The organism is Streptomyces coffeae (assembly GCF_016741875.1).
GTDB lineage: Bacteria > Actinomycetota > Actinomycetes > Streptomycetales > Streptomycetaceae > Streptomyces > Streptomyces coffeae.
Genome location: NZ_JAERRF010000006.1, coordinates 224325 through 235418, shown reverse-complemented (window position 1 = coordinate 235418; position 11094 = coordinate 224325). Strand labels below are relative to the sequence as shown.

Here is an 11094-nt window from a genome sequence, read left to right as displayed (position 1 = left end):
CGATAATCGTTTTCATTGTCATCCAGACATTCGACGACCGCCCTTCCGATTGCGAGACCATGACCCCCGCTGCCCCACGCCTCTCCCTGCTGTGCGCGCTCGTGGCGAGCGCCACCGCGCTGCTCCCCGCGGACACCGGTACCGCCTCCGCACCCCGTACCTCCGGCCCCGCCACCCAGCCGCCGCACTTCGCCGCCTGCCCCGACTCGATCCTCCGCCCGCCCGCGCCCGACCAGGTCAGCTGCGGCCGGCTGAGCGTTCCGCTGGACTGGGACCACCCGCGGGGCGCACACCTCCGCATCGCCGTCTCCCGGGTGCGCGCCTCCGGAACGCCCGCCGAACGGCGTGGCATCCTCCTGGTCAACCCGGGCGGACCCGGTGGCTCCGGGCTGTCCTACGCCGTCACCAAACGCGCCAAGCTGCCCGAGCGGGTACGCCGCGCGTACGACGTCATCGGCTTCGATCCGCGGGGTGTCGGCCACAGCGCGCCCGCCGACTGCGGTGCCATGGGCGGTCTGTTCCACACTCCCGGCCCGGATCCCGTACCGGTCGGACGCGCCGCCGAGTCAGCGCATCTCGACGGGCTGCGGCGGCTGGCGGACGACTGCGCGGCGGGCTCGGCGGACACCTTGCCGTATCTCTCCACCGAGCAGACGGCGCGGGACATGGACGCCATCCGCGCGGCCCTCGGCGAGCGACGGACCAGCTATCTCGGGGTGTCGTACGGCAGTTGGCTCGGCGCCGCGTACGCCGCCCAATTTCCGCAGCGGGTGGGCCGGATGGTGCTCGACAGCGTCGTCGGGCCCGAGGAGTGGTACGACTTCGATCTGCGACAGGCCCGTGCCCTGTTGCGCCAGCGTGAGGTGTTCTTCGGCTGGGCCGCGCGGCACGCGGACCGCTTCCGCCTCGGCACCGGCGCCACCGCGGTGCGCACCGCGTATCTGCGGGTGAGAGCGGGTCTCGCGGCGCACCCGGTGGACGGCTTCGGGGCGGCCGAGTTCGACCGCGCCGTGTACCGCGCGCTCGGCCGCACCGAACGCTGGACGGGGCTCGCCGACGGCCTCCGCGCGTATCTGCGCGACGGGGACACCGCGCGGCTGCGCCCCGCCACCGCCTTCGACAGCGCGGAGTCCCGCAACTACGAGGCCGCCAACCGCATCGTGAAGTGCGCCGACGGCCGCGCCCCCACACCGCGCCGAGTGGTGGCCGACATCCGCCGGCTGCGGCGGCTGGACCCGCACCCGATCCTCACCGGCATCGAGGCGTCCACCTGCGCCTACTGGCCCCACCGCCCGGCGCACCGGACCCCGCTGGGCGGCCCCGGTGTCCCGCCCGTACTGCTGATCGCCTCCGCACACGACCCCGTCACCCCGATCGCGGGCGCCCATGGGCTGCAACGACGGCTTCCCGGGGCACGGCTGGTGACCTTGGATCAGGACTACTCGCACGGGGTGTTCGCCAGCCGGGGCAATGTGTGTGTCGACAACACGGCCGCCGCGTACCTCGTCGACGGAACCGTCCCGGCACGGGACACGCACTGCGCCGGTCCGGGCCTCCCCGACCCGGCACCCGCCGCCACCCAGCACTGAAACGGAGCGCGGGCACGACGCTATGCCAAGGTGGTGGCCATGACCTCCGGCCACCACACTCCCCCGCAGGCAGCCCTCGCCACCTGGCCCACTCCCCTCGAACCCGCGCCACGGCTGGCCCGTGCGCTCGGACTCGGCGAGGGCGACCTGTGGATCAAACGCGACGACCTCATCGGCCTCGGCGGTGGCGGCAACAAGGTGCGCAAACTGGAGTGGCTCTGCGGCGCGGCACTGGACGACGGAGCCACCGTCCTGGTGACCACCGGCGCCCCGCAGAGCAACCACGCGCGGCTCACCGCCGCCGCCGGCGCCCGCCTCGGCCTGGAGGTCGTGCTCGTCCTCGCGGGCTCCCCCGGGTGCTCGTCGTCCGGCAATCTCGCGCTGGACGGCCTCTTCGGCGCCCGGGTGGTGTGGGCGGGCGAGGGCGACGCCGGAACACTCGCGACCACCGCCGAGCAGGTGGCCCAACGGCTGCGCCAGGAGGGCGCCGTTCCGGCGCTCATCCCCTTCGGCGGCTCCAGCCCGCTGGGCGCCCGCGGCTACGTCGACTGCGCCCGCGAACTCCTCGCCCAGGCCCCCGAACTGACCACCGTGGTCACCGCACTCGGCTCCGGTGGCACCATGGCCGGTCTGGTCGCCGGACTCGGCCCCGACCGGGTGCTCGGCGTCCACTGCGGCGCCGTCCCCACCCCCGCGGCCACCGTCTCGGCACTGGCCTCCGCCCTCACCGACACCCCCTGCCCGCCCGATGCGCTCAGGATCCGCCTCGACCAGGTCGGCGCGGGCTACGGCACCCTCACCGAACCCGTCATGTCCGCCCTCACCCTCGCCGCCCGCACCGAGGGCCTCGTCCTCGACCCCATCTACACCGGCCGCGCCCTGGCGGGCCTGGCCGCCGCCGTCCAGGACGCCGACATCACCCCCGGCCGGCGCGCGGTCCTCCTCCACTCAGGCGGCCTCCCCGGCCTCTTCGGCCACCCCCAGGCCCTCACCCGCGCGGAAGAGGGACTGACCAGCGGCTGAGGCGGGCCAGCGGGGTGACGTACGTACGGCGTCACCGGTCGTTGTCGTACGGCGTCGGCCGCCGGACGCAGAAGCGGCGTATTCCGCATGTCTGATTCAGGTCATGTCGCCGAGGTGGCCGGAGGCTGGTCTAGTCTGCTGCGCGCACATAGGACTACGGAATATGCTCCTCCAGGCCCTTGGCCGCACGGACCACTCCGCGCTATGAGTTGACCACAGGGCGAAGCGACCGGCGGTGCGGGGGAGTTCGCCGGTGCGGCCGCGGGGCGGGAGCGGTCGACGGGGGCGGGGGCGCCGTGCCCAGGGGATTCGCCGAACCTCTGTGGCCGGTGGGGTCGCTGGGCCCTGTGGGGCGGATGGGGTCGCGGACCCTACTACAACGCATCGGCCTTTTCATAGCATTACCGGATTTCAACCCCTCCTATCGAACGGTGCGTAACCTCGCGGTTACTGATGAAGCGCCATCGGTGCGCGCAACGGGTACCGCAGGGAGGGGAGACCGCATGCCCGGCATCGACGAATGTCTGCTCGAAGCCATGACCGTGAACGGCGCCCGCGGAGCCGCCGTGATCGAGTGGACCAGCGGACTCGCGCTCGGGATGGTCGGGGAGGTACGCGATGACAACCCCGAGGCCACCGCGGCGGAGACGGCAGAGCTGGCCCGGATGGCCGCCGAGCAGCGGGCGTTCGCGGCGGTCGGGGCGGAGGACGCGGAGAAGGGCGGCGGCGTGGACGGGGCGTCGTCCGTGGAGGACGTCATCGTCACCACGGGCACCTGCTATCACCTGCTGCGCTTCGTCGACACGGCCTTCGACAGCGGCGTGTTCTTCTACTTATGGCTCGACCGCCGGGAAGGGAATCTGGCGCTCGCCCGGATGCGGCTGCGCGATCTGTCCGAGCGGCTGGCCCTCATATGAACCCTGATTCGAGACCCAACAGCCGGACGGGAGACCGTGGATACGGCCCCAGCCTCACCGAACTCGCCGGGGAACGGGCCAGTGGCGCCCTGCTGTGCGACGCGGGCATCGTCTATCTGTCGGAAGGCCGGGTGGTGCACGCCGAGAGCCCGGTGGCCCCCGGCATCGATGTGCTGCTCACCACCGGCGGGCGGCTGACCGCCGACACCTGGCGGGAGGCGGTCGGCCATACGGACGGCCCCGGCGGCGTCGGCCGGTTCCTGGTCGACAGCGGTCGGCTGTCCGACGCGGAGCTGGAGATCTGCCATCTGGGAGCGCTGTTCGACGCGGCCTACTTCGCCCTGGGCACCGGCAGCGGGCCACGCGGTTTCCAGCGCGGCGCCGCCCACTGGCTGGGCCCGGTCCGCCCGGTGGACGCCGATGCCGTCGAGCGGGAGACCCGACGCCGCGCCCGACTCCTTGACGACTTGTGGCCTTGTCCCCAAGTCGACACCGTCCCGGTGGTGCTCCGGCGTCCGGATCCGCGGTGCCCGGCCGTCACCCGCCGTCAGCGCGCGGTGCTGGAGCTGGCCGACGGCGTCCGGACCCCCGCCGAGATCGCACGGGCTCTGGGCCGCCCCGCGTTCCACACCCTGATCGACATACGGCGGCTGGCGGCCACCGGTCATGTCGAAACCCCCCGGCCCCAGGCCACCGCGCCGGCCCGCTCCCCCGGGCCCGGCGCGGTGGTCTGGCCCGACACCGTCCCCGGCACCGTCTTCGCCGATCCCTGTGTCGATCTGCTGCGCCGGCTCCGTGACGCCTTGGAGGCAACCCTGTGATTCCACCGACCGCCCCGGCCGCTTCTTGCGCACCGTCATGAGACGCACCTTGCGGCAGCGCACGGAGAGGAAACAACTGATGGCCGCCGAACCCGATGTGCTGGAGGAACTCCGGCGGTTACGGGCCCGGGTCGTCGATGTCACCGGCGCCCTGGCCGCCACCAGCGACGGGCTGGTCCTGGCGCATGACACGGCCACCGTCGAACCCGAGGGTGTCGCCGCGCTGACCGCCGCGGCCCTCGGAGTTTCGCAGTCCCTCGCGGACGCCACCAGCCGGGGCGCCTTCCGCGAACTGCTGGTACGCGGCGAGGACGGCTATGTCGCCACCTACGCGGCCGGGCCCGCGGCGGTGTTGACCGTTCTGGCGGGACAGCGCACCAACGTCGGGCGGCTCCATATGGAGGCCCGTCGGTCGGGCGCCCGGATCGCCGACCTGGTCGGCGGCGCCCTCTCACGGGCCGAGCACCATACCTAGCCCGCCTCCTTTCCACCCCGTCCCCACGGCCCCGCCACGGCCCGTTCACGCCACGACCCCGGCGTGAACCCACGACCGCATCACCACCATCCGGACCCACCCGGACATCACCCGATCGAAAGGAACCTTCGTCATGGCGAACACCCAAACCGCGCTCAAAGAGGCGATGACGACCATCGAGGGCAGCCTCGGCGCCGCGCTGGTCGACTACTCCAGCGGTATGGCCCTGGGCACCGTGGGCGGCGGGAAGGATCTCGACCTGACGGTGGCCGCCGCGGGCAATACCGATGTCGTGCGCGCCAAGGTGCGCACCATGGAACAGCTCGGCCTCAAGGACGGCATCGAGGACATCCTCATCACCCTCGGCACCCAGTACCACCTGATCCGGCTGCTGAAGGGGCGTGACAGCCAGGGGCTCTTCCTCTACCTGGCGCTGGACAAGAACCGCGCCAATCTCGCCATGGCCCGCCACCAGCTGCGCAAGATCGAAGCGGATCTGGAGGTCTGACCCTCCGCCCCTCCGATCCTCCCGTAAGGCGAATCGGAAGCGGAACCGGCCGACCCGGACACGGAGTCACGCCGGTTCCGCTACGCCCCGCAGGCGTATCGTCACGGACATGACCGCACTGAGAAAGATCATCCTGTCGATGTCGGTGTCCCTCGACGGCTACTTCGAGGGGCCGAACCGCGAAATCGACTGGCACCAGGTCGACGACGAGCTGCATCGCTACTTCAATGAACACCTCGCTGCCATGGGTGCTTTCCTCAGTGGACGTGTCACCCACGAGCTGATGGCCGACTTCTGGCCGACGGCCGACGCCGACCCGTCGTGTACCGAGACCATGGCCGAGTTCGCCGCGATCTGGCGGGAGATGCCCAAGATCGTGTTCTCCCGGACCCTCACCAGCGCCGACTGGAACACCACTGTCCTCAATGAGGTCGAGGTGGACACCATCATGGCGCTGAAGGCACAGCCGGGTGGCGATCTGGTGCTCAGCGGAGCCGACCTGGCCGAGACATTCCGACGGCACGACCTGATCGACGAGTACCAGATCTATGTCCATCCGGTGCTGCTCGGACAGGGCAGACCCCTCTTCCGGCCCTCGGACACCACCACCGCGCTGGAACTGGCCGGGACCCGGGCCTTCGGCAATGGTGTGGCCCTGCTCCACTACCGGCGGTCCGGATCCGCAGTGCCCGGCTGAGCCTCCTAGCGGCTCGAGCCCTCGTATCCGGATTGCTGCTGTTCCGCGCGCTGCGTGACCACCCGGTTCAGCCGATCCATGCGCGTGGCCAGCGTCATCCGCCCCTCCAGCCGGAAGGCCGGGGGCCGGTTGCCGTCCACGTCGTCGAAGCCGTACCGCTCGGCCAGGTCACCGGTGGCCAGCACCTGTCCGGTGTACTCCTTGACCTCGGGGTCCGCCAGCAGCGAGACCACCGCGCGGCCGACGTACTCCGGTGTGTGCACCACCGCGGCGGGGCCGCTGCCGAGGGCGTCCCAGGCCGCCTCCACCCGTTCGGTGCGGACGAAGCCGGGGTGCAGGGAGACGGCCGTGATGTCGGTCCTGCGCAGATCGGCGGCGAACCCCCGGCACATACGGTCCGAGGCCGACTTGAACACGTCGTAGCCCACCTGCCCCAGATAGATGTCCCCGTCGGAGAAGCTGATGCCCACGATCAGCCCGCGCTTCTCCGGGAGCATCAGCCGGGTGAGACGGCGGGTCACGTCGTACTGAGCCCGCAGCGACCCCTCGAACAGGTCGTAGCGCCACATGGGCTGATCCCAGTACGGGGCGTCGAAGCGCACCTCGGAGGACCGCTCGTAGCCACCCCAGGCGTTGTTGACCAGCAGATCGAGCCGCCCGTGGCCGGTCCTGATCCGCTCGAACAGCGCCTCGTTGTCCGTCGGATCGCGGTGGTCGCACCGTACGGCGATGCCCGTGCCACCGCGCCGGGTGACCTCCTCGGCCGTCTCGTGCACCGTGCCCGGCAGATCCTCGGTCCGGCTTCCGTCACGCACACTGCGGCCCGTGACGTACACGGTCGCCCCCGCCGCGCCGAGCGCGGCGGCGATACCACGGCCCACGCCCCGGCTGGCGCCGGTGACCACCGCCACTGCCGTGCTGAGGTCCGGTGGGTTCCAGCCGTCATTCACCGTTGCAGTCCTTCCGTTGGGGGGCGCGTCTCAGCTCAGGTGCGCCGTGGCGTACTCCAGGCTGCGGAGGTACGCCGTGGTGTCGGACACGTGCGGGACGCCGTAGCGCTCGCGGAGTTCGGGCATGGAGGTGGGCAGTACCCCGCCGCTGCACACGGTGACCTCGCTGACATCGCGCAGCACGGAGAGGTAGGAGCGGGTCATCGGCGGCATCCGCTCCAGCTCGGCCGGGTCCAGCGACGCGGGATCCACGATCGGCGGGACGGTGAGCTCACGGCCCCGGGCGGCCGCGTGCTTGCCGACCACCTGGAGACATGCGGCCACATCCATCGCCTCGGCCCCGTACGTGACCCAGAACTCGCCCCGGTCGTCGCCGAGTTGGATGGCCCGCAGCACCGCCTTGGACAGCAGGTCCTGCGGGACGAAGTCCATCCGGATCCCGGCGTGGGCCGGGACGAAGGGCGCCCGGCCACGGCCGATCCAGTCGGACATCAGCTGGACGATCTGGCCCTGGGAGGTCCAGCCGGTCACCGAGTCGCCGACCAGATTGGTGGGCCGGAACACGGTGTGCGCCACTCCGGACTCGCGCAGCAACTCCTCGGCCCGGTGCTTGGACTCGATGTAGCGGCGGCACACATTGCCCTCGCCGAGTGGCGTCGGGGCGGTGTCGGCGAGCGCGGCCACGAAGGCCGTACTCATGAAGTGGACGACCGCGCCGGCCCGTTCGGCGAACTCGACGACCCGCCGGGTGCCGTCGATGTTGACCGGCTGGTACCGCTCGGCGGGCAGCCCCCATTCCGTCAGCCCGGCGGAGTGGATGACCACATCCACCGCACCGGCCAGCGCCGCGTAGCTCTCCTTGTCCAGCCCGAAGCGCTCCGCCGTGACATCGCATGCCACCGACCGCTCGGCCTCGGGCGCGGGGGCGCTGTGGGAGGCGGCGATGATGCGCAGCCCCGCGGCCTCCCGGCCGTCCGTGGGGCTCGTGTTCTCCCGCAGCAGGGATCGGCCGACCACACCGGAGGCACCGGTGAGCAGTACGGTCCGTGGTGCGCTCATGGCCGGGCGTCCTTCCAGTCCATCAGCCGCGGTGCCATCCGGGCTCCGGCGAAGAGGAAGGGGTCGGGCGGGAACGGGGGCGGGGGCTTGCGCCGGTCGTTGTCGACCAGCAGCAGCCGTGAGTAGTCGGTGTCCTTGCCGAGCACCAGGTCACGCAGGACCTTGCCACCGGTGTGGGTGGCCGCGATGCCGTTGCCGCAGTAGCCGTAGCCGTAGAACACACCGTGGCCCAGTCGGCCGAAGTGCGGTGCGTAGTCACGGACGACGTCGGCGGTGCCGCCATAGGCGTAGGTGAAGGACACGTCGTCCCACTGCGGGAAGAACCGCTGGAACTCATGGCGGATGGCGCGGTAGACCTCGGCGCGGTTCATGTTGCGCTGCCGCTTGTCACGACCGTAGTAGTACGGCGCGGGACCACCGGCGAACATGATGCGGTTGTCATGGGTAAAACGGGCGCAGGTCAGCAGGGACTTGGCCTCCACCATGCCCTCACGTCCGGCCCAGCGCACCCGCGCGGCCTGCCGGTCCGTCAGCGGCTCGCTCACCATCGCGTAGGTCCAGATGGGGATGACCCGGTGGCGGAACGGCCGGAACGCGTCCATGTGGACGTTGGTGGCGAGCACCACCTTGTCGGCGGTGACCCGTCCGCCCGCGGTGACGACGGTGGTCCGCACACCGGGCTCGACCCGCAGACAGGGGGTGCTGTCATGGATGACCACGCCCTTGTCCCGGACCACCCGGGCGATTCCGCGCGCCAGCCGGAACGGGTTGACCAGGGCGCCGCCGACCCGCATACCGGCCTGGACGGCGGGCGAGTCGATGATCTCCCGGGCCTGTTGCCCGGTGAGGATCTCGGGCGCGACTCCGCCGATGCGCCCGGCCAGTTCCCGGTCCTCCCGTAATCGTCTGACCTGCCCGCGGTCGGTGGCGACCATCAGGTAGTCATTGGCCTCGTATCCGGCGTCGATCTTGTTCTTCCGGGTGAACCGGCCGATTTCCAGGATGGAGCGGCCGACGGCCTGGGTGGCTTCCAGGGCCCGCTGTGCGCCGAACTTCTTGACGAGCGCCTGGAGGTCCTTGCCGATGGTCGGGGTGATAAATCCATCCGCCCGCCCGGAGGCTCCGTAACCGGAATGTTTCGCTTCCACGAGATGGATGTCCAGCGCTGGTTCGGCCTCCTTGAGGAAGTAGGCCGTCCACAGTCCGGTGAATCCACCACCGACAATGCACACATCGCAGTCGACCGACTCCCGCAGCGGGGGTCCGGACACCACGGACTCGGTGTCGTGCCAGTACACGACATGTTTCAGGTTGCTCAATGAGGGCCCCTTGACACGAACCACCAGTGTTTTCCGTTCACACCGCTTCGAGAACCATTCTCGACAGCCCCAGGTGACGCTTGGCGAAGTGCTCGACCGTTGCACCCAAGTACCGCTCGTAGTGGGTGACATTGCGCTCGCCGACACATTCCACGGCCTTCTGGCGATTCGTCCGCAGCCGGTTCAGCCACTCCTGACAGGTGCGGCTGTAGTGGTCCGGGTCGTTGCGCAAGGTGACGACGTCGAAGTGTTTCTCACTGCCCTCCAGGACCTCGGAGAGCGCAGGAATCTCGGACTCTGGAAAGATCGTCTCCATGATGAACATCAAGTCACGGACCGTCCGCTTGTCCATGATCGTATTGTTGCCCTTGATATTGGTCTGGAGCGCGAGCCGACCGCCCCGGGGGAGCCAGGACCGGCATCTTTGGAAGAATTCCCGGTAGGCCGCGACCCGCTCGGCGCGGGAAAGTCCGGTACGCGCGAAGTGCTCGAAGGCGCCGATGGAGATGATGGCGTCGTACCCCTCCCCCGGCTCGTGGTCCAGCCAGTTCTGCACCCGGATCTCGGTGCGGGGCAACTCCAGCCGGTTCAGATACTCCGCCTGACCGCTACTGAGCGTCAGCCCCACGGCCTGCCCGACGCCATACGTCCCGACCAGCCGCTTGAGCAGACTGCCCCACCCACAGCCGATGTCGAGCACCCGCCGGGCACCCGGCGCGCGGGCGCCTTCGATCAGATGGTCCAGCTTCCGCCGCTGGGCGTCCTCCAGAGTGTCCCCCTCGCCCCACAAGGCGCAGGTGTAGGTCAGCTCCTCGTCCAGCCACAGCTCATAGAAATCGTTGGAGACGTCGTAGTGGTGCCTGATCGATTCCGCGGTGGCACCTTGATAGCCGACCGTCACTGGGCGCTCGCCTTGGTGGCCTCGGCCAGCTTCACAAGATCGCCCACGGTCTTCACGCCGGCGGCCTGACTCGGGTCGAATTCGATGCCCGCGTCGTCCTCGATGGTGTAGACGATGTCGGCGATCTGGAGACTCGACAGACCGACCTCCTCGAAGGCGGTATCGGCGTTGAGCGTGAACGAACCCGCCTTGCTGCCGAGCTTCTTGGCTATGAGACCGCAGACGTCCTCGACGGTAATCACGAGCTTCACCTCTCCTGGATTGGTTACGCGACCGTAAACCGGTCCGAAACTGGATGCTCATGGTGCGGGAACGCGGGCACGGCTGCGCGGAACCACTCCCGGCACTCGCGATGAATGGCGCAGAAACCAACCCGAGCTGTCCCCCGTCGAACTCGGTTGCCATCTTGCCCGACCGACAAGGTCATCGCCAGAGTGTCTCCGCCAACTCCCCGCCGTGCCGTAGAGTTTCGGACCATGAAAGAGTGTGAACCGGGGCCGTGGCTTCAGGATCGCCCCCATCACAACCGCTGAAGCACGTGTGGCCATGCGTGTCGCGGAAAATGGCAAGGACCTGCCACAGAGAACCTCCGGAAAATTGGCAACGTCCTGCCACCGGGTGGGGGGTTGAACTCCTTTGCCGGGGTACCAAAAAATGGCGTGTGGACCATCGCCACCCCGAGCGCCAGTTCGACCTACGGGAGATGGCCAAGCCGCTGTGACGATCAGAGGTGACATGCCTGATCAATTAGGGGAGCACGGAGATACGTCGACCTCGTCGACGTCCGGCTTATCCACCGGCGAAGAAGGGGACGGCGGCCGGGCGACCGGATCAG

The 11094-nt window shown here is 69.8% G+C and carries 12 protein-coding genes; 7 read left to right on the top strand and 5 right to left on the bottom strand.

The annotated features are described in order from the left end of the window. Nucleotides 1-59: 59 nt before the first annotated feature. From JK363_RS12310 to JK363_RS12280, 7 genes are all read left to right on the top strand, one after another. Nucleotides 60-1589, top strand: coding sequence for an alpha/beta hydrolase (locus JK363_RS12310; RefSeq protein ID WP_201874733.1), 1530 nt, complete (start codon nt 60-62; stop codon nt 1587-1589). Nucleotides 1590-1628: 39 nt separating this feature from the next. Next, nucleotides 1629-2612, top strand: a complete 984-nt coding sequence (locus JK363_RS12305) for a pyridoxal-phosphate dependent enzyme (protein ID WP_201874731.1) — start codon at nt 1629-1631, stop codon at nt 2610-2612. A gap of 503 nt (nt 2613-3115) precedes the next feature. Next, complete coding sequence (locus JK363_RS12300) at nt 3116-3529, top strand: hypothetical protein (protein ID WP_201874729.1); 414 nt, start codon at nt 3116-3118, stop codon at nt 3527-3529. Then, complete coding sequence (locus JK363_RS12295) at nt 3526-4350, top strand: transcriptional regulator (RefSeq protein ID WP_236075710.1); 825 nt, start codon at nt 3526-3528, stop codon at nt 4348-4350. The genes JK363_RS12300 and JK363_RS12295 overlap by 4 nt, the downstream gene beginning before the upstream one ends. Before the next feature lie 79 nt (nt 4351-4429). Beyond that, a complete protein-coding gene (locus JK363_RS12290) occupies nt 4430-4825 on the top strand; it encodes a roadblock/LC7 domain-containing protein (RefSeq protein WP_236075709.1) in 396 nt (131 codons plus the stop codon). 133 nt (nt 4826-4958) lie between these two features. Then, on the top strand, nt 4959-5333 hold the full coding sequence (locus JK363_RS12285) for a hypothetical protein (RefSeq protein ID WP_201874725.1): 375 nt from the start codon (nt 4959-4961) through the stop codon (nt 5331-5333). Nucleotides 5334-5451: 118 nt separating this feature from the next. After that, nucleotides 5452-6030 carry a dihydrofolate reductase family protein gene (locus tag JK363_RS12280; RefSeq protein WP_201875060.1) on the top strand — a complete coding sequence of 193 codons (579 nt, stop codon included), beginning with the start codon at nt 5452-5454 and terminating at the stop codon, nt 6028-6030. A 5-nt stretch (nt 6031-6035) separates the two neighbouring features. On the opposite strand, the gene JK363_RS12275 is transcribed toward JK363_RS12280, so the two are convergent. From JK363_RS12275 to JK363_RS12255, 5 genes are read right to left on the bottom strand one after another with little or no spacing between them, the layout of a single operon-like run. Further along, nucleotides 6036-6980: an SDR family NAD(P)-dependent oxidoreductase gene (locus JK363_RS12275; protein WP_201874724.1), complete on the bottom strand. Its 945-nt coding sequence runs from the start codon at nt 6978-6980 to the stop codon at nt 6036-6038. Between the two features lie 30 nt (nt 6981-7010). Continuing rightward, nucleotides 7011-8039: an SDR family oxidoreductase gene (locus JK363_RS12270; RefSeq protein WP_201874721.1), complete on the bottom strand. Its 1029-nt coding sequence runs from the start codon at nt 8037-8039 to the stop codon at nt 7011-7013. Further along, the gene (locus JK363_RS12265) at nt 8036-9358 is read right to left on the bottom strand and encodes an NAD(P)/FAD-dependent oxidoreductase (protein WP_236075708.1); all 1323 of its coding nucleotides are present in this window, start codon (nt 9356-9358) and stop codon (nt 8036-8038) included. The genes JK363_RS12270 and JK363_RS12265 overlap by 4 nt, the downstream gene beginning before the upstream one ends. Before the next feature lie 37 nt (nt 9359-9395). Continuing rightward, nucleotides 9396-10259, bottom strand: coding sequence for an SAM-dependent methyltransferase (locus tag JK363_RS12260; RefSeq protein WP_201874718.1), 864 nt, complete (start codon nt 10257-10259; stop codon nt 9396-9398). Beyond that, the gene (locus JK363_RS12255) at nt 10256-10510 is read right to left on the bottom strand and encodes an acyl carrier protein (protein ID WP_307821695.1); all 255 of its coding nucleotides are present in this window, start codon (nt 10508-10510) and stop codon (nt 10256-10258) included. Before JK363_RS12255 ends, JK363_RS12260 begins: the two co-directional genes overlap by 4 nt. Nucleotides 10511-11094 lie beyond the last annotated feature (584 nt).